We start from the raw sequence: 18,059 nt of genomic DNA, 5'->3' as shown, positions 1-18,059 counted from the left end.
TATTGCAAAAAACTATGGAATGGCTTAAATAATGACAAATCTGCTCAGCAATAACCCATACCTGCTTACGAATAACCCAAGAACTGGTCTGAATAAACCCTACCTGATTACGAATAAACCTCACCTGCTCAGCAAACAACCTCACCTGCTCAGCAAACAACCTCACCTGCTCAGCAAACAACCTCACCTGCTCAGCAAACAACCTTACCTGCTTAGCAAACAACCTTACCTTAGTGTAAAGCCATGCTTGTTTTGTTATGAGTTATGATGTAAATAAAAAAAGCCACCCGATAAATCGGGAAGCTTTTAGTGAGTTTAAAAAATAAATATTATTTCTTCCCTTTCTTCTCGTAGCGAGTGCGGAACTTATCCACACGCCCTGCAGTGTCAATCAATTTCATTTTGCCGGTGAAGTAGGGGTGAGAAGTATTTGATATCTCAAGTTTCACTAAGGGATAGGTATTTCCGTCTTCCCATTTAATGGTATCTTTTGTTTCAGCGGTGGAGCGGGTAAGGAATGCGTAGTCATTAGAAACATCTTTAAATACTACGAAACGGTAACTGTCGGGGTGAATGCCTTTTTTCATTTTGATTCAGATTACACCGATGTGTTTTTGATTACACCGATTTTGGAGCGCAAAGATAATAGAAACTTCTATATTCAGGAATAAAATTTTTATGCAATTACTCCGTTCCATCTGCCTGTATATCTTTGTCGCGCCATGCTAATATACAGCCCATACTAATGAAACGAATCAAACCGCCATTGCAATCATTCGTATTATTTGTTTCATTAGTATTCATTAGTATATTCGCATTATATTCTTGCAAGAAGGATAAATTGATTACAGACCCAACTGCCAAACTGGAGTTCTCCTCCTCTTCCATATTATATGACACTGTTTTTACAACGGTTGGTTCAGTAACCAAGACATTCATTGTTTACAACAGGAACTCTCAGCCGATAAAGATTTCTTCCATCCGCTTAGGAAGAGGAACTGCGTCCAACTTCAGAATAAATGTGGATGGCACAAAAGGCGTTTCTTTCAGCGATGTGGAGATTGAAGGAAAGGACAGTATGTTTGTTTTTGCCGAAGTAACCGTTGACCCGAACAATGCCAGCAGTCCGCTCATCATCCGCGATTCGGTGGTGTTTGAAACCAACGGCAACATGCAGGATGTTGATTTGGAAGCATGGGGGCAGGATGCTTATTTCTACACGCCCACTATTTTTCCTGCTGATGGTTTCCCTGGTTATTCGGTTATTAATTGCAATGCCGTTTGGACGAATGATAAACCCCATGTTATTTATGCCTATGCATTGATTGCTCCGGGTTGCACGCTTACCATTAAGGATGGAGCGCGGGTTTACATGCATCCTAATGCAGTGTTCTATGTTGATAGCGGTGCTACGCTGATAATAAACGGAAGCATTTCTCAGCCGGTAACCTTTCAGGGCGATAGATTGGAACCACAATATGCCGAAGCCGCTGGGCAGTGGAACTTTATTCAACTTGCTAAAGGAAGTAAAAATAATTCGATTGACTGGGCAATTATAAAGAACGGATATTTTGGAGTTATTTCCGATTCCGTTAATACTTGGTCTAATCCAACTCTAAAAATTTCGAATACGATTATAAAAAATATGAGCGTTGCTGCGCTTTATGGAAGAGGCACTTTTATACACGGTTCGAACTGCGTGTTTGCCAATTGCGGACAGTATGTTGCCGCGCTAACGATAGGAGGGAAGTATAATTTTTATCACTGCACTTTTGCCAATTACTGGAGCGGAGGCACACGGCAACTTCCAACTCTCCTGCTCAGTAACTACTATAAGGATGTAAATGAAATCATACACCCGCGCGCGCTCGACAGCGCTTTCTTTTATAATTGCATTGTGTATGGAGATTTAAGTTCGGGCGATGAACTGAAATTGGATGAAAGCGCCAGCGCAGCTTTCAATTACAAGTTTCATAACTGCCTGCTGAAAACAACTCTCAGCACTTCAGCCAGCCAATATGAAAATGTGATAGTGAATTTAAATCCTTATTTCAATAATGTAGGGAATAATGATTACCGGATAAAAAACCCGCTTGCCTTTCCTGCAGTGATTGATAAAGGCGACCCTGCCATCAGCGCAATCTATCCTGATGACCTGCTCATGCATTCCCGTTTGCCGAATCCACCTGGAGATATTGGCGCGTATGAGTATGAGCCGTAAGTAAAATTCCAAGCCCCAAGTCCCAAATTCCAAGTTTCAAGGAACAGCCGAAAAAAATGCAATGGTTGTTTTCTTGGGCTGTTCCTTGGGACTTGGGGCTTGATGCTTTGGACTTTGGACTTTTATTTCACCCTCGTGTAAGTGTAATTTTCAAACTTCATAATGCCCACGCCTTTGTTTTCATAGCCGCTGTTGAAATCGGACTGAAAGAAACTGAACTCGGTTTGAATTCCTTTGTGTTTTAGTTCAGGAAGTTTGCGCTGCATGGCGCTTCCGTATTTTTTCAATCCGCTCAAGTAAAAACATCCCACATCAAATCCTGAAAAAACATATTGAGTGGGTTCTGTCTTGAATTCATCTCTGTATTTGAGAATGAAATTTTTTGTCTGCGGATGAGTGTAGTCAACAAAATTGTAAGAAGAAACCATGGTATGAAGCGCGTTGAGATAACCATAATCCAAACTTTCCATATCCTGAAAATTACTCAGTCCGAAGACAATGATACTGTCCTTGTTTTCCTGCTCATCAAGAAATAGTTTATTCACCGCTTCAATAACAAAAGGCTGGCTGGTGCTCGGAATCACAATGATGTTCGGTTTGGTTTTACTTATGAAATTTTTCAGCGTGGAAAATGTTACTTCTTTCACCGTGTCGGAATTTGATTTCTGAAGGATGGCGTTTGCAGTTTTCTTGAACGTGTTCAGATAAGGTTTGTCCTTTGGATTTGCGCTGTTAAACACAATGATATTTTGCCCCGCATAGTTGCCCGCCACATATTTTGCCAGCTCATCTGCCTGCGTGGCGTAGGAAGGAGTAACCTTGCTCACGTTCGGATTTCCCATCAGCATATTATTGCCTTGTAATGTTGGAGAAACAATATTAATGTTGTATTCTTTAGCAAACTTCAGCACTGTTTCAAACCGTTTTCCATAGAGCGGACCAATGAGCAAATCCATTTCCTTCAATTCGGGCTTCTTCATCAGTTTAACGAATCCTGTTGAATCAAGATTGGAATCATACACATGAAGGTGCCCTTTGAATCCTGTTTTTTTCAGGGAATCAAACGCCATTTTCATTCCCTCATAAAACTCAATGCCAATTTTTGTTTCCTCCGGAATTTTTTCATCGCCCTGCGCAATTTTCCAAACATCTATATTATTAATCATTGCCAGCGAGAGCGGGAGAAAAAGAGCAACCTGTATGTTCTCATCAACAATTAAACTATCTGAAGTAAGTGAGTCCCGAAGGGACAGAAACCTGGAAGTATCTTTCTTTTGAACGGGAACAGAAATTTCTTTGAAACTTTTCGGGTCAAGTATGGCGGTTCTTTTCTGTGTTGTATCCAGTGGAGTTTTTGTTTGAGCAGAAGTGATTTCCTTTTTTTCAATCTCTTTTTTAATTGCTTCAGTGTTTCCTATGAAAGGGATTTTTAGTTTGTCTCCTGCCTTGAGTCCGTCAATTGCATCCTGATTATTGGAGAGAACAATATCCACGGTTGTTCCGTAAGTTTTTGCAATGGAGTAAAGGGTTTGTCCTTTTTCTACAGAATGTATATAGAATTTTTTCCCTTCTATCGTTTCAATCTTATCTGATTTTTTTATTGTAGGGGACTGAGCCCACCCCAGCCCTCCCAAAGGGAGGGAGAAAATAAGAAGCATTACTCTAACTCCTAACTTCACAGAAGCGAAATTAAAAGTCCTTCCCTTGGGGAAGGATTCCCGTCTGCCGGACGGGCAGGTAGGATGGGCTTCTTCTTTCATTCCCATTCAATTGTTGCGGGCGGTTTTGAACTGATGTCATATACCACACGATTCACTCCTTTCACTTTATTAATTATTTCATTGGAGACTTTTGAGAGAAATTCATACGGCAGATGGCACCAGTCGGCAGTCATTCCATCGGTAGAAGTTACTGCGCGAAGAGCGATAACATTTTCATACGTACGTTCATCGCCCATTACGCCCACCGATTGTATCGGCAAGAAAATTGCTCCAGCCTGCCAAACCTGATTATAAAGTCCTGCGCTTTTCAATTCTTCGATGTAAATATGGTCAACCTCTTGCAAGATTCGTACCTTTTCTTCTGTTATGTCTCCAAGAATTCTTATCCCTAAACCCGGTCCGGGGAACGGATGCCTTCCTAAAATGTTTTCAGTAACACCTAATTTTCTGCCCACTCTTCTCACTTCATCTTTAAAGAGCGAGTTAAGCGGTTCCACCACTTTCATTTTCATTTTCGCTGGAAGCCCGCCCACATTATGATGTGATTTGATGGTGGCAGAAGGACCTTTCACTGAAATGCTTTCTATCACATCCGGGTAAATAGTCCCTTGCCCCAGCCATTTAATCTGGTTCTGAGTTCGGAGTCGGGAGTTCGAAGATTTTTTCCTTTTCACTCCTAACTCCGAACTCATAGCTCCTAACTTCTTCGCTTCTTTATCAAACACTTCGATGAAGGTTTTGCCAATGGCTTTTCGTTTTGCTTCGGGCTCTTTCTTTCCTTTCAAGGCTTTGTAGAAAAACTTTTTCGCATCAACTCCTTTCACGTTCAAGCCCATGTCTTTATACGAATGCAGCACGTTTTTGAATTCATCTTTGCGAAGCAAACCATTATCCACGAAAATGCAAAAGAGGTTTTTCCCTATGGCTTTGTGCAGCAATGTTGCCGCAACGGTTGAATCTACTCCTCCGGAAAGCGCCATCACTACTTTGTCGTTCCCTAATTTGTGCTGGAGTTCAGCAATAGTTGTTTCGATGAAAGAAGAAGGAGTCCACGATTGAGAGCATTTGCAAATATCCACTACAAAGTTTTTCAGAAGAGTTAGTCCTTCGGTGGTGTGATACACTTCAGGATGAAATTGAATGCCAAATGTTTTTTCTCCCTTCAGCCCGTTGGATTCACCCCGTAGGTCGTCTGACCTACGGGGCAAGTTTCCTACGGGCTTAATGTGAAAGCCGGCATACTTAACATCAGAAGTATTCGCGATAATCTCAAAATTATCAGGAGCCGATGCAATTGTATCACTGTGGCTCATCCACACCTGCGAGTTAAGAGAAATGTTTTTGAAAAGAAGCGAATCATTATTCACAAAAGAAAGATTTGCTCTTCCGTATTCTCTATGTTTCGATGGCTGAACTTCTCCGCCACATTGATGTGCGAGCAGTTGTGCACCATAACACACACCAAGCAGAGGAATCTTTCCTCTTATACTGCTCAAATCGGGTTGCGGAGAATTTTTCTGCCGAACCGAAAACGGACTTCCTGAAAGAATCACTCCTTTTAGTTGGGAGTTGGGAGTCAGGAGTTCGGAGAGGGATTTTCCCCCAACTCCATTCTCCAAACTCCGAACTATTGTGTACGGATGAATCTCGCAGTAAACATTCAACTCGCGCACTTTACGGGCAATCAACTGCGTGTATTGCGAACCGAAATCAAGAATAAGAATGGTTTCCTGCATGTTGCGTACAAAGATAGGAATTGTCCGTTGTCTCATTGTTCTATTGCTCTATAGGTCTTTCGCAGGAAAATGGGTTGACCCCGAAGGGGTCATATATTTATAGCAAAAAACGATGTCTATAAACATCCGACACCTTCGGGGTCGTAATCCCACTATCCATTATCCGTTCAACCCGTTGGTCCCGATGCTATCGGAAGATTTCAACGAAATAATAAGGGCATTCGTCAACAAAAAGCTTTTGTTGGTCTAAATCTTAATAAGATATGCAACCTGCCCTCGTTGAATTCAAAAAAAGGAATTCTCCATAAAAAATCATACAAGCAATATGCCCGTCACCAAATCTCTTCAATGCCATGTCGCCAAAAGAGAAAAAAGAATTGGTCGGCTATCTGAAAAAAGAAACTGACCGCCTCGACAGAGCCATCAGCAAAGCGCAGAGCACCGGACGCTTTGGAAGAGTGGCGAATTACGAGCAAATGCGCGATGCCCTTGCAAGCACTCTCAATAAACTTATCACCGAAAATAAAAACCCGCTTCTGATTATAGTTGCGCTCCTGCTGTTGCTTTTTCCACCCGCTGGCGGGCAAATCACAGCGCCCAAACAAAAGCCCGACAAAATACTTTCCGGAAAAACATTCGTCATTGAACCCACCGAAAAGTGGAAGCCAGCCACCGCAGCGCCCTTGATGAATGAACTCAGTTTTATGGATGATCAACTGCATTCCAATTTAATAAATACGCCAGGTAAAAATGACTCTCTTCCTTCAGGATTTTCCTCAGGCAGTTATACACGAATGGTAGATTCTTCTGAAGCGGAAGTGACGATTCTGTTTGCAGCACTCAGTAAAAAAAAGAATGGCGAAACCATATTGTGGCTGGGAAGTGTGACGGGCGATACGATACAAGGAACAGCGCATTGGTCAAAGCGGGGGAAAGCAAACAAGGTATTTTATTTTACAGGAATTAAAAAATACAAGGGCAAAAGCAAAGGAAATGCAGGTAATCGGTAATCAGTAATCAGCAATCGATGATAATAACCGTAACATACAGCGTTGAATTGAACGATGAGGATATCAAAAGGATACAAAAGCGGCTGAACACAAGCCCTTCGCTCACTCCTTTTATTTCGATGAAAGATTATTTGTGGGAGAGGATGAAAGGCGCAGCGATATTGGAATTGGACCGGGATTACGAAGAGAACTTAACCATCAAATGCTCTCAGAAATATTTTCAGATTCATATACGTTAAAAATAATATATATGGCAAACAAACAAGAAGAACTGAAAAACAAATTTTATGAAATGGAAAACAAGTTTCATAAAATGGAAAACATATTTTATGAACTGGAACGGAAAATTCATGAGCCGCAGGCTGGTTTTCAGAGTTCAGACGGAATGTTCATGGCATTAAAAAACCTCTTCACCCGAATGGAAATCATGTTTGAAAATACAGAAACCATGTTTCAGCAGTTTGAGAAAATGAAAAATGAATCAAAAGATATTAAATGAGAAAACTCAGCGCAAAGCAAGAACAGGAAATCATCAAATACTATACACAAGGCGTGAAAAAAACTCTCATCAAACGCTGGTATAAAATTAAAGATGCCCAACTCGCAAGCATTGTGAAAGCAGCGCTGGCAAAGGAAGATAATAAAGAAAATAAAAAATAAAAAAATAAACGCCAACCTTACAGAGGGCAAACTAAAACCAAAACAACAAACCAAAATGAAAAACAAAAATCTAAAAGAACACGGAACACAGAATTCAGCATTCAGAAAAAATACAAAATACAGCGCCCGGCTGTTATTCTGTATTCTGTATTCTGTATTCTGCCTTCTCCCTTCAGGGGGGGGGCTTTCTCTTGCCCAATCTTCTCAGCAAACAACAGAGGCGCAGCAAATCCAAACCCTGCGGGGACAGTTGGATCGCTTGAAAAAAGACAACAAAGAAAACATAGAATACATGGAGCGCGAAATAGATGGCATGAATCTATCCGTTCAGGACCTGAACAAATTACTCGAAACGCATGACATCCGCATCATGACAAACAAACTACTCATGCAAGGCATCATTGAAGGAACGCTGGCGCAAATAAGGGCAAGGGAAGAAGAAACCTACGAGGGCTATTCCCGAACCCGAAAAATTGTTTGGGCTGCCCTGGCTGCCGGAGCTGTTGCCTTTATGTGCTTCATTTTTTTGCTCACGCTGTTCCACCGCAGGAACAGAAAGGAATTTTATCTGTACAACCTATCGCTCACCCACCTTAAAACCGAAATGAATCATTTAGAGCAGGCACAGGAAAAAGATGCCGCCTTGCTGAAAGAGGATCTCAATGAACTCAGGCACGGGCTCGATATTTCAGATGACCGGCATCAGCAAGCCATGCTGCAAACACAGCTCCGCATAGCAAACATAGAAACCACTGCCAAGGCGCTTCATAAAGAAGCCGATGAAAGAGCCTCTTCGCTGGCACATTTTCAGCAGGAGACAGAAGACAGCATTGATAAAACAAAACAATATATGCTGGGCGCTGAAACCATCCTGAAAAAAGAAATGCGCGATATGGAGCATCGGCTTGCCGAATTGATAAAACAATCCATCGTAAAAGAAACTAAAAAATAATGGCTAATCACTCAGTAGTTAGTGGTCAGTGGTCAGTAGTCAGTAGTATTCAAAACAACTATCCACTATCCACTATCCACTGACAAATGCAAAATTGCCTGCGGGAACTGTGGCGGAGAGGAGGATTAAAAATTTGGGAAATCCAATCCGCCTCTTCCCAAGGGTAGAAAACAAAAATAAATTAATATGTATATAGGAAGAAATCACAGCAACCGCTCCACGCACGCGCTCATCGTAGCGTATGTGGCGCTTGCCATTGCGGCTTTCACATTGGTCTATGTTCTTTATTTAGCCAGATGAAAAATGAAAAAAGAAAAAGCGGAGCAGCTTTTAAAATGGCTTTATGAAGAACTGGAGAGAACCTCTGCAGAAATAAAAGGCGCTCGCGAGCGCAAAGCATTCACCAGCGAAGCCCGCAACGAAGGCATGGCAGATGCCCTTCTGCGCATTATCAAAAAATTGAAAGCGATTGAATACATCTAAAGTTATCTGCGAATACGAAGTTTTACGGATGTGCGAATAATATGAAGGATTTTTTTTTCATTCGTGAATTCGTTTTTGATTCGTATTCGTAGATGAAACAAACTGTCGGAAACCTGACTACCGATGGTATAGAACCCTGTTGCATAATCAGGTAATTGCTGAACATAGATGATTTTTATCAATAAATTCATCGAGATTCCTATACACTTCATCTATTCAAACCTTCATTTTGGCGAAAAAGTGAAGTTTTATGATGTTGTTTAAAACTATGCTGATATTTTTACCTTATAATGTAGAAACAATTTTCTGGAATGAACGTAAAAAACTGCAAAACCCTATTGATTGTTTATGCCAAAAGAAAGAAGTTTTCATAATTTTTTTTTTGTGAACAGAAGTGTAACTATTTTATGTTGTGTTCTTCTTTTTTCTTTTCCTAAAAATTCATTACAAGCCGCCACACTCACTTCCATAGCCACCGGCAACTGGAGCAATCCTGCCACATGGAATCTGGGCTACGTGCCCCTCGCCACCGATAATGCAGTGATCAACGGAGCATTTACAGTAACCGTTGACGGAAACTACACCTGCAACAATCTCACGGTAGGCAATGGCGCGACAAACTCCACGCTGCAAATCACCTCTGCCGCCAACAGTTTGACCATCACGGGCGATTTGTTGATTAATGCCGGCAACAACGGAAATACATATACGCTCGATGCAGGACCCGGAACCATAAACGTGAACGGAACATTTTCCACATGGGGAACAAACGGAACCAATAACATTCAGCTTTCTACCGGCACCATCACATTTGCTCCGTTGATAAATCTCAATAATGCAAACAAGTTCATTACATTTACCGGTGCAGGAATAATAAATTTTAATGCCGGTTTCTCCTGCACACGAAGCCAGGCAAATTTTATTACCGTTGCCGGATGCACCGTAAATTTTCTTGGCACTTACACGCAAACAACCAATAACATTACATGGAATGCAACGTCCACCGCTGTGTTTATTGGCGCTGTTACTATTAATAATTCATCAAGATTATATTTAGGTCATGTTATTATTTATGATAATGCCGTGGTAACCACCGCTGGGGCAGGGCAAATGGACATAGTAAGTAATTTGACATTAAACACTAATGCCACATTTACAACTGTAAAAGATATTCCCGGCAATGTGAGCACAGTACGTAGCATAGATAATATAACGCTCAATGCCGGCTCCATTTTTAATTTAAATGCACCCGGAACTTATATTCAGCTTACAGGCAACTGGATAAATAACGGGGGAACTCTGAATGGCGGAACCTATACTGTAAGATTTGAAGGAATAGGAAACAGTATTGGCGGAACATCCACCACCATTTTTCCTGATTTGCAACTAGGGAATACACTCAATGATGTGAATTACACATTAAGCCAAAGCATTACCTGCAATAATTTAATTTTTGATGCTGATAACAGTTCACGAACTCTCACGTATGATGCAACAAATCCTTCTTTGACTGTAACCGGAAATGTTACCATGAACCAGCCCACTGCAAATGCAAAAACCAATTTATGGGATATTGCAGGTGGCAGTTCAACCATTAGTGGTAATTTAATTTATGTTGGCACTGACAATACCGTTGACCGTGTTTGTAAAGTAAATGTAGGCAGCGGAACTCTTTCGCTAAGCGGAAATATAACATGGATGGCAAATGCAGTAGAATCTACCGAAGAAATTTCGCTTAGCGGAGCCGGATTCATCACCTTTGCTAATTCTCTAAATATGCCTCAGCAATCCGGTACATTTAATGTCACTGGAAGTGGCACAGTAAATTTTAATAGCGTTGCTGCCCCTTCTTTTTATTTAAATCAACCCAATGGCGGAGCCCCCGATGCTGTATTTAATACTGCCTTTGGTTCCACCATTAATTTCAAAAATGGTTTTAGAAATGCCAGTGTTCCAGTTATCCTTGCTGATGGAAGCACTGCCGTATTTACTGGAAATGGAACTGTTACACCTACTGCTGCTATAACATTCGGCAATGTGCAGATAAATGCTGGTGTAACTGCAAGTCTTGCAGGAAATATTTCTGTTACCACTAACTGGACAAACCTTGGCGGAACATTTACGCCCGGAACAAACACAGTTACCTTTAACGGAACCGCTGCTCAAACCATCACCAAAGGAGGAGGAGAAACATTTTATAGCCTCACATCAAATGCAACCGGACCCATTACACTTGCGAACAATGTTACTATAACGAATATACTTACAATGACTGCCGGCAATTACAATCTGAATGGTAATACACTTACACTTGGTAATGCTGCTGCATCCACGCTTTCACGAACTGCAGGCATTATGTATGGCGGATTTTTTAAACGATGGTGGCTTGTCGGCACACCGGTTACAAGCGGCAGCGGAAATTATTACGGATTATTTCCTGTCGGAAGTTCTACTGATTACAGACCTGTTGCAATTAACTCAACAGCAAATCCTACCACAGCAGGATATGTTTCTGCCAAACATGTGGATGCAATCACAGTTACAGATATTGCTTATGTAGACAATGAAGGCACTGCTATTCAGCGCAAGCACGATATGTATGATGCAATGAACATCTCAGGGCTTGTAGGCGGAACTTATGGTATAGATGTTTCATTTACCTCCCTATCAACCGTTGGCGTACTCACAGACATGAAACTGATCACTTATACTGGCGGTGCGCCAGGTTCGGTGGGAGTAAGCGCTGCAACTACAGGAACAGTTTCTTCTCCAACAATAAAACGAACAGGTTTAACTGCTGCACAGTTACAAAACGATTGGGTAATAGGGAGTAAAAATAAAGCTGCAACACCATTGCGTCCACCTTATTATTCACGAAGAAACGGAAACTGGAACGATGCAACTCCCGGAAATGCCACATGGTCACGCACTCCTGGTGGAGCAGGACCAAGTTGCGACTGCACTCCAACAGCCGATGCGCTGGTTTTTATTTCTTCTACTCAAACAGTAACGGTAACAGCTGCTGCAAGTTGCGATTATTTAATCATTGAAGATGCCGCCACATTGAACGGAACAGCAAACTTTACAGTGAATATTGATCTTTCAACCAATAATACTGGAAATTTTTCTCCCACTTCCGGAACATGGCTGGTAAGCCGCAATGCAACGCTCGGCAGCACAAGCGCATCGTCAACTTCTTCAAGTCTAATGACTATTACGGGTAACTTGACCATTCCTTCAAGCGCTTCATTGACCTTAGTTTCCGGATTAACCTTGGGCGGCAATTTATCAAATGACGGAACTCTTGCAGGAGGAGCCAGTAACATGGCTTTTAACGGCAGCCTAAAAACTATCAGTGGTCTTGGAACAATAACAGGAAGCGGAATCATAACAGTAACAAACAACAAAACAATTCTTGCCGGCACTAACCTTACTATTGCTCCTGCGCTGGCTCTTGCTGCCGCCACAACCGTTACAAACAACGGCACAATAACTTTGAGCTTATCAACTTCAAATTTAACTGGCGCAAATGCCCTCACTTCTATATGGACGAATGCTGCCAACTCTGTTCTAAATGCAGCAGGTGCTGTTTTAGCCACAGGAGTATTAAATGCATCAGCATCTCCTAATACAGTTAATTACAATAGTGGTGGGGCGCAATCAGTAAAAAGACCTTCAGGTGCGGGAAACCCATATTATAATCTTACTATTTCAAATGCAAGTACAAAAACTCTTACTGTCGGAAGCATTACCGTAACTAATATGCTGACAATTCAGAACGCAGCTATTTTTAACGATGCCGGGTTTGCTGTAACGGGTGTGGCAGGTCTTACGATGAGCGGAACATCAAGCTATGTAATTCTCAATAATACAAATCCTGTTCCTTCTTTATCCGGTGTAGGCGCCTACAACATTACAGGAGGAACTATTGTATTTAGCCGTGGTGGAGGTCAAAGTATCAGGGGATTAAATGTTATTCCTGTGGCTTATTATAATGTTGATTTTTCAGGTTCCGGCACTAAAACTCTTCAGGGAAATATTACAGTTCAAAAAGATTTGACAATATCCGGCACTACTACAGTTCTTGATGTGAATTTAGTGGCTGGAAATAATTATAATATTACTCTTGCAGGTAATTGGTCGGTAACAGCAACAACAAATGGAGACCATTTAAACGAGCGTGCGGCTAATGGAACAGTAATTTTTAACGGAACTAATCAGCAAACTATTAATTGGGGTGCTTTTGACAACACAAGAACTTTTAATAATCTGCTAATAAATAATTCTACTCCTGCGTCAGCAATCCTTATGGCATCTCCAACTACTGTTTCAAAACAATTAGATCTTACAGATGGTCATATTGTTAATGGCTCAAACGTGCTAGCAATGGGCACGGGCGGATCTGTTGCTCTTAGTGCCTCTCCGCAAGACAGCAGTTTTGTGAAAGGGCAAATGGCATATAGTATCAATACTGCTGTAACACGAACATATCCGATAGGAAAAGACAATGATTATCGCAGAGTTGATTTAAATGTGACTCAATCATCTACTGCCACCTATACCATTGAAATGATAAATAGTTCAGCCCAAGCATTAGGATATTCAGCCGGAATATTAGGATGGGTTTCGGATATCCGTTATTTTAATGTAACGCAATCATCTAATACAGGTTTTACAAATGCACAGTTCAGAACTTATTATCAATGTACTGAAAAGAATGATGTAGTGCAGGATTTACCAAATTTAAAAATCGCGCAGGATAACGGGTTGGGAACATGGCAGGATAGAGGAGGTGCTGCTGCTGGCGCTCTTTGCGATGGCGCAAATTATGCAGGTGATATTTTATCTGCAAGTTTCACTCCATTTCATGCAGGTGTCAATAAATTCGCTTTGGCAAATTCTTCCGGTGGATCAAATCCTCTGCCCGTTGACCTGCTTTCATTTGATGCAAATCCAAATGGAAATATTGTGGATGTAACATGGACAACCGCTTCTGAATTAAATAGCGATTTCTTTATGGTTCAGCGCTCAAAAGATGGAACTACTTTTGAAAATATTGAGAAAGTGAATGGCGCAGGTAACAGTTCATCTGAAAAAAATTATTCCACTTCAGATTATGAACCCTACAGCGGTATTTCCTATTACCGTCTGAAACAAGTGGATAATGACGGAAAAACTACTTTCAGCAATATGGTAGCTGTTAAATTTCAAAGCGAAATGGGAATCTCTGTTTATCCCAATCCCACTATCGGTCCGTTTAATGTAAGTGTGCAGGCAAAGGCAGGAGATGAGGTGCTGATTGTTGTAAGAGATTTAAATGGCAGGGAATTTTATTCTAAGATTGTGATATTGCATAATGATAAAGAAGTATTTGCAATTGATCCTTCCGGAAAACTAGCAGCAGGGGTTTATATTGTAGTTGCAACTTCCAATGATACTATCTACGAAAAGAAAATTGTGATTAAGTGACGCTTTGCGTCATTTCGAACGAAGAGAGAAATCTCCTGATTATATTATGAAATTCAATTGGCAGATTCTTCAAAAGTGCTCTCACACCGTCACATCATACTCCCTCAGCGCATTGTTCAGAGAAGTTTTCAAATCAGTGCTTTCTTTTCTTTTTCCGATGATAAGCGCGCACTGCACGTTGTAATCTCCCGCAGGAAATTTTTTCGTGTATGTTCCAGAAATAACTACCGAGCGCGGAGGAACAACTCCTTTGTATTCTTTGGGTGAACTTCCGCTTACATCAATAATTTTTGTGCTCATGGTGAGTACTACATTTGCGCCCAGCACCGCTTCTTTTTCTATACGAACGCCTTCAACCACTATGCATCGTGAGCCGATGAAACATCCGTCCTCAATAATCACTGGCGCTGCCTGAACGGGTTCCAGCACACCGCCAATTCCAACGCCACCGCTGAGGTGAACATTTTTTCCTATCTGCGCGCAGGAACCCACAGTTGCCCATGTGTCCACCATCGTTCCGATGTCAACATAAGCGCCAATGTTCACGTAGGAAGGCATCATGATAACTCCCGAAGCCAGATACGCGCCATAGCGTGCCACCGCATGCGGAACCACGCGCACTCCCAATTTTTCATAATTTGTTTTCAGTTTCATCTTATCATGAAACTCAAGCGGACCGGCATTCATCGTTTCCATTTTCTGAATCGGGAAATAAAGTATCACGGCTTTTTTTATCCACTCGTTTACTATCCATCCATTTGAAGATGGCTCAGCCACACGGATTTTTCCTTTGTCCAGTTGTTCTATCACTTCACGGATTGCATCCTGCGTTTTAACTTCCTTCAGCAGTTCGCGGTTTGTCCATGCCGATTCAATAATTTCTTTCATGGTAAAAAATATTTCAAGCCCACCCTAAAACCCTCCCGAAGGGAGGGAACATCAGTTTGCTTTTCTCGGCAAATATAGTTTATTGTTTTTCTCCCTTCCCTTTGGGAAGGGAAGGGGATGGGCTCTTTATTTTTACTTTTGCATATGCCGAGAATTATTGCTATAGATTTTGGAAATAAGCGGACAGGGCTGGCTGTTACGGATAATTTAAAAATCATAGCAACCCCTTTAACCACCCTTCACCCAAAAGAAGTAATTATTTTTTTGAAAGAGTATTTGAAAAAAGAAGAAGTTGAATGCATTGTAATAGGAAAATCCAATAATCTTGACAACACGGAAAACGAAATTGAAAAAGACATTCAGTCATTTATTGTAGATTTGAAAAATATTTTTCCGGCAATGAAGATTGACCGCATGGATGAACGCTTTACTTCTAAAATGGCACAACGCACGATCATTGAAGCAGGAATAAAAAAAATGGAACGCAGAAATAAATCGCTGGTTGATAAAGTCAGCGCAACAATAATTTTACAAAGCTATCTGGAACAAAAATGATTCTTTCCATTCTGGCATACGGTGACCCTGTTCTTCGCAAAGCAGGAGCGGAAATTGATAAAAATTATCCCGACCTGCAAAAATTAATTGCCGATATGTTTGAAACCATGGCGAATGCAAAAGGCGTTGGGCTTGCCGCACCGCAGGTAGGAAAATCAATCCGCTTGTTTATTGTGGATGGAAGCCTGTTTGCAGAAGAGGATGAGCACCCTGAATTAAAATATTTCAGAAAGATTTTCATCAACGCGAGAATTGTTGAAGAGAAAGGAGAGGAATGGAGCTACAATGAAGGCTGTTTGAGTATTCCGAAAATCCGTGAGAATGTAAACCGCCTTCCTGCCATTCGTATAAAATATTTTGATGAAAATTTTGTTGAACATGAAGATGGGTTTACAGGAATTCCTGCCCGGATCATCCAGCACGAACACGACCATATTGAAGGAAAATTATTTGTTGACAGAATAAAACCGTTGAGAAGAACATTGCTGAAGAGCCGGTTGAATGACATTTCCAGAGGAAATGTTGAAGTAAATTATAAAATGAAGTTTCCATTAAAGAAATAAACACTATGAAAAAATCACTTATCTGCTTTTTGCCGCTCGCGGTTTACTGTTTTTCCTCCTGCTCATCGGGCGATACAGAGAAAAAACAACGACTCATTTCCCAAATAGATTCACTTCAAAAGAAAATGGTGAATCCTCAAAGTTTGGAGCTGGATAAAAACCTTGCTCAGCAGGGAATGGCAGCTTATGAGGATTTTGCTAATAAATATCCTGATGACACGCTCAGCCCTGAATATCTTTTCCGTGTTTCAGATTTGGCAAGAGGAGTAGGGGATAACACAAAAGCCATGGAGAGTTTGAAACAGATTTGTAAGAAATATCCCAACTACAAAAAGATTCCTGAATGTTTGTTTCTTCAGGGATATTACTATCAGGAGTTTTTTAATGATACCGTTTCAGCGAAAGGATTTTATCAGGAACTCATTTCAAAATATCCAAACCATGCTTTTGCCGATGATGCGAAAGCGCTCATGGGCATGTTCGGAAAATCGGAAGCGGACATTATTAAAGGCTTTGAACAAAAAGAAAATTCTCAAGCAAAGAAGTAGCATTAATTTCACCCTTTAGGGTTGTGGCAAAATATTCTTCGCTGCCACCCATGCCGTGCTCCATGCGTTCTGAAAGTTGAAGCCGCCTGTTATTCCATCCACATCAATTACTTCGCCTGCAAAAAATAAACCTGGAACTAATTTGCTTTGCATGGTGGTGAAATCAATTTCCTTCAGGCTGATTCCTCCGCAGGTGACAAACTCTTCCTTGAAAGTTGTTTTTCCCTGAACGCTGTATTCATCGTTTAAAAGAATTTTTATAAGAGAATTGCTCTGTTGCTTGCTCTGATCTGCCCAGCGTGTGGTTGGTTTTATTCCTGCTTTGTTTGTAAAATATTCCCAAAGCCGTTTTGGTAATTCAAACGGGCAATCATTCAGAATAATTTTTGCAGAGTTTCCTTTTTTGTGATCAGTAAATTCTTCACGAAGTTTTTTTTCTGAATAATTCGGTAGCCAGTTAATGAGTGCTGTAAAATCATAATGCAGTTCATTCAGTTGCCTTGCACCCCATGCCGATGCTTTCAGAATGGCAGGACCGCTCATTCCCCAATGCGTAATGAGCAATGCTCCTTGTGTTTCCAGTTTTGTTCCTGCAACGCGTACTCCCGCATGAGGAACAGAAACTCCCATGAGTTTTGTTATGGAATTGCCCGGCATATTGAAAGTGAACAGCGATGGAACAGGTTTAACAATTGAATGCCCAAGTTTCTTTAACCATTCGTAAGCAGACTCTTTTGCATTCCCTCCAGTAGCGATTATTAATTTGTCACAGATAAAACTTCCTCCGCCATTTACATTCAGTGTAAATGTTCCGTCAGCATTCTTATTAATTTCAGTAATGTCAACTCCGAGTTTTATTTTCACTCCTGATTTTTCTGATTCGTTAACGAGACAATTGATAATAGTTTCAGAATTATCTGTTGAGGGGAACATTCTTCCGTCTTTTTCTGTTTTCAGTTTCACACCTCGTTCTTCAAACCATTTGATAGTATCGCTCGTAGTGAACCGGCTGAAAACATTTTGCAATTCTTTGCCTCCACGCGGATAGTTTTTGACAAGCAAACTATTATCAAAACAGGCATGAGTGACATTACATCTTCCTCCACCTGAAACTTTAACTTTAGTAAGAAGTTTATTGGTTTTCTCAAGTAAGGTAACTAAACAATCAGTATAAATCTGTGCGCAATTGATTGCTGAAAAAAACCCTGCAGCGCCTCCGCCAATAATTATGGCATTTGTTTTTGGCATATTGA

At 41.0% G+C, this 18,059-nt stretch carries 18 protein-coding genes; 12 read left to right on the top strand and 6 right to left on the bottom strand.

Annotated features, from left to right (window positions below; translation table 11 throughout):
- Window positions 1–31 precede the first annotated feature (31 nt).
- Complete coding sequence (locus tag HY841_04995; GenBank protein ID MBI4930100.1) at window positions 32–268, top strand: hypothetical protein; 237 nt, start codon at window positions 32–34, stop codon at window positions 266–268.
- 61 nt (window positions 269–329) lie between these two features.
- Here HY841_04995 and HY841_04990 read toward each other — a convergent pair whose 3' ends face one another.
- Window positions 330–587 (bottom strand): type B 50S ribosomal protein L31, encoded by a 258-nt coding sequence (locus HY841_04990; protein ID MBI4930099.1) that lies wholly within the window; start codon window positions 585–587, stop codon window positions 330–332.
- 158 nt (window positions 588–745) lie between these two features.
- Here HY841_04990 and HY841_04985 point away from each other — a divergent pair, with 158 nt between their 5' ends.
- Window positions 746–2,221, top strand: a complete 1,476-nt coding sequence (locus HY841_04985) for a hypothetical protein (protein ID MBI4930098.1) — start codon at window positions 746–748, stop codon at window positions 2,219–2,221.
- 122 nt (window positions 2,222–2,343) lie between these two features.
- Here HY841_04985 and HY841_04980 read toward each other — a convergent pair whose 3' ends face one another.
- A complete protein-coding gene (locus HY841_04980) occupies window positions 2,344–3,981 on the bottom strand; it encodes an ABC transporter substrate-binding protein (GenBank protein MBI4930097.1) in 1,638 nt (545 codons plus the stop codon).
- Window positions 3,978–5,678 carry a glutamine-hydrolyzing GMP synthase gene (guaA, locus tag HY841_04975; protein MBI4930096.1) on the bottom strand — a complete coding sequence of 567 codons (1,701 nt, stop codon included), beginning with the start codon at window positions 5,676–5,678 and terminating at the stop codon, window positions 3,978–3,980. Before guaA ends, HY841_04980 begins: the two co-directional genes overlap by 4 nt.
- Before the next feature lie 353 nt (window positions 5,679–6,031).
- On the opposite strand from guaA, the gene HY841_04970 reads away from it, so the two are divergent.
- The 6 genes from HY841_04970 to HY841_04945 all read left to right on the top strand — a co-directional run bounded on the left by HY841_04970 (window position 6,032) and on the right by HY841_04945 (window position 8,783).
- Window positions 6,032–6,688, top strand: a complete 657-nt coding sequence (locus HY841_04970) for a hypothetical protein (protein MBI4930095.1) — start codon at window positions 6,032–6,034, stop codon at window positions 6,686–6,688.
- A 17-nt stretch (window positions 6,689–6,705) separates the two neighbouring features.
- Window positions 6,706–6,927 (top strand): hypothetical protein, encoded by a 222-nt coding sequence (locus HY841_04965; protein ID MBI4930094.1) that lies wholly within the window; start codon window positions 6,706–6,708, stop codon window positions 6,925–6,927.
- Between the two features lie 11 nt (window positions 6,928–6,938).
- Window positions 6,939–7,187 (top strand): hypothetical protein, encoded by a 249-nt coding sequence (locus HY841_04960; GenBank protein ID MBI4930093.1) that lies wholly within the window; start codon window positions 6,939–6,941, stop codon window positions 7,185–7,187.
- On the top strand, window positions 7,184–7,348 hold the full coding sequence (locus HY841_04955; GenBank protein ID MBI4930092.1) for a hypothetical protein: 165 nt from the start codon (window positions 7,184–7,186) through the stop codon (window positions 7,346–7,348). Before HY841_04960 ends, HY841_04955 begins: the two co-directional genes overlap by 4 nt.
- Window positions 7,349–7,403: 55 nt before the next feature.
- Entirely contained in the window at window positions 7,404–8,300 is an 897-nt protein-coding gene (locus tag HY841_04950) for a hypothetical protein (protein ID MBI4930091.1), read from the top strand.
- Between the two features lie 303 nt (window positions 8,301–8,603).
- The gene (locus HY841_04945; GenBank protein MBI4930090.1) at window positions 8,604–8,783 is read left to right on the top strand and encodes a hypothetical protein; all 180 of its coding nucleotides are present in this window, start codon (window positions 8,604–8,606) and stop codon (window positions 8,781–8,783) included.
- Between the two features lie 2 nt (window positions 8,784–8,785).
- On the opposite strand, the gene HY841_04940 is transcribed toward HY841_04945, so the two are convergent.
- A complete protein-coding gene (locus HY841_04940) occupies window positions 8,786–8,995 on the bottom strand; it encodes a hypothetical protein (GenBank protein ID MBI4930089.1) in 210 nt (69 codons plus the stop codon).
- A 136-nt stretch (window positions 8,996–9,131) separates the two neighbouring features.
- Between HY841_04940 and HY841_04935 the strand changes: the two genes are divergently transcribed.
- Window positions 9,132–14,252 carry a T9SS type A sorting domain-containing protein gene (locus tag HY841_04935; GenBank protein ID MBI4930088.1) on the top strand — a complete coding sequence of 1,707 codons (5,121 nt, stop codon included), beginning with the start codon at window positions 9,132–9,134 and terminating at the stop codon, window positions 14,250–14,252.
- Window positions 14,253–14,333: 81 nt separating this feature from the next.
- Here HY841_04935 and HY841_04930 read toward each other — a convergent pair whose 3' ends face one another.
- On the bottom strand, window positions 14,334–15,140 hold the full coding sequence (locus HY841_04930; protein ID MBI4930087.1) for a 2,3,4,5-tetrahydropyridine-2,6-dicarboxylate N-succinyltransferase: 807 nt from the start codon (window positions 15,138–15,140) through the stop codon (window positions 14,334–14,336).
- 144 nt (window positions 15,141–15,284) lie between these two features.
- Between HY841_04930 and ruvX the strand changes: the two genes are divergently transcribed.
- Genes ruvX through HY841_04915 form a run of 3 tightly spaced genes read left to right on the top strand, consistent with a single transcriptional unit; the run spans window position 15,285 to window position 16,806 of the window.
- A complete protein-coding gene (gene ruvX, locus HY841_04925; protein MBI4930086.1) occupies window positions 15,285–15,695 on the top strand; it encodes a Holliday junction resolvase RuvX in 411 nt (136 codons plus the stop codon).
- The gene (locus tag HY841_04920; GenBank protein MBI4930085.1) at window positions 15,692–16,258 is read left to right on the top strand and encodes a peptide deformylase; all 567 of its coding nucleotides are present in this window, start codon (window positions 15,692–15,694) and stop codon (window positions 16,256–16,258) included. The genes ruvX and HY841_04920 overlap by 4 nt, the downstream gene beginning before the upstream one ends.
- Before the next feature lie 5 nt (window positions 16,259–16,263).
- Window positions 16,264–16,806 (top strand): tetratricopeptide repeat protein, encoded by a 543-nt coding sequence (locus tag HY841_04915; protein MBI4930084.1) that lies wholly within the window; start codon window positions 16,264–16,266, stop codon window positions 16,804–16,806.
- Window positions 16,807–16,821: 15 nt separating this feature from the next.
- Here HY841_04915 and HY841_04910 read toward each other — a convergent pair whose 3' ends face one another.
- A complete protein-coding gene (locus HY841_04910) occupies window positions 16,822–18,054 on the bottom strand; it encodes an NAD(P)/FAD-dependent oxidoreductase (protein MBI4930083.1) in 1,233 nt (410 codons plus the stop codon).
- Window positions 18,055–18,059 lie beyond the last annotated feature (5 nt).

The sequence above is a fragment of the Bacteroidota bacterium genome, assembly GCA_016213405.1.
GTDB lineage: Bacteria > Bacteroidota > Bacteroidia > Palsa-948 > Palsa-948 > Palsa-948.
This window is presented reverse-complemented; position numbering and strand designations above follow the sequence as displayed.

Coding starts and splice junctions, on each gene's coding strand:
- HY841_04995 (MBI4930100.1), top strand. CDS start 32: ATGACAAATCTGCTCAGCAATAACCCATACCTGCTTACGAATAACCCA.
- HY841_04990 (MBI4930099.1), bottom strand. CDS start 587: ATGAAAAAAGGCATTCACCCCGACAGTTACCGTTTCGTAGTATTTAAA.
- HY841_04985 (MBI4930098.1), top strand. CDS start 746: ATGAAACGAATCAAACCGCCATTGCAATCATTCGTATTATTTGTTTCA.
- HY841_04980 (MBI4930097.1), bottom strand. CDS start 3,981: ATGAAAGAAGAAGCCCATCCTACCTGCCCGTCCGGCAGACGGGAATCC.
- guaA (MBI4930096.1), bottom strand. CDS start 5,678: ATGCAGGAAACCATTCTTATTCTTGATTTCGGTTCGCAATACACGCAG.
- HY841_04970 (MBI4930095.1), top strand. CDS start 6,032: ATGTCGCCAAAAGAGAAAAAAGAATTGGTCGGCTATCTGAAAAAAGAA.
- HY841_04965 (MBI4930094.1), top strand. CDS start 6,706: ATGATAATAACCGTAACATACAGCGTTGAATTGAACGATGAGGATATC.
- HY841_04960 (MBI4930093.1), top strand. CDS start 6,939: ATGGCAAACAAACAAGAAGAACTGAAAAACAAATTTTATGAAATGGAA.
- HY841_04955 (MBI4930092.1), top strand. CDS start 7,184: ATGAGAAAACTCAGCGCAAAGCAAGAACAGGAAATCATCAAATACTAT.
- HY841_04950 (MBI4930091.1), top strand. CDS start 7,404: ATGAAAAACAAAAATCTAAAAGAACACGGAACACAGAATTCAGCATTC.
- HY841_04945 (MBI4930090.1), top strand. CDS start 8,604: ATGAAAAAAGAAAAAGCGGAGCAGCTTTTAAAATGGCTTTATGAAGAA.
- HY841_04940 (MBI4930089.1), bottom strand. CDS start 8,995: ATGAAGTGTATAGGAATCTCGATGAATTTATTGATAAAAATCATCTAT.
- HY841_04935 (MBI4930088.1), top strand. CDS start 9,132: ATGCCAAAAGAAAGAAGTTTTCATAATTTTTTTTTTGTGAACAGAAGT.
- HY841_04930 (MBI4930087.1), bottom strand. CDS start 15,140: ATGAAAGAAATTATTGAATCGGCATGGACAAACCGCGAACTGCTGAAG.
- ruvX (MBI4930086.1), top strand. CDS start 15,285: ATGCCGAGAATTATTGCTATAGATTTTGGAAATAAGCGGACAGGGCTG.
- HY841_04920 (MBI4930085.1), top strand. CDS start 15,692: ATGATTCTTTCCATTCTGGCATACGGTGACCCTGTTCTTCGCAAAGCA.
- HY841_04915 (MBI4930084.1), top strand. CDS start 16,264: ATGAAAAAATCACTTATCTGCTTTTTGCCGCTCGCGGTTTACTGTTTT.
- HY841_04910 (MBI4930083.1), bottom strand. CDS start 18,054: ATGCCAAAAACAAATGCCATAATTATTGGCGGAGGCGCTGCAGGGTTT.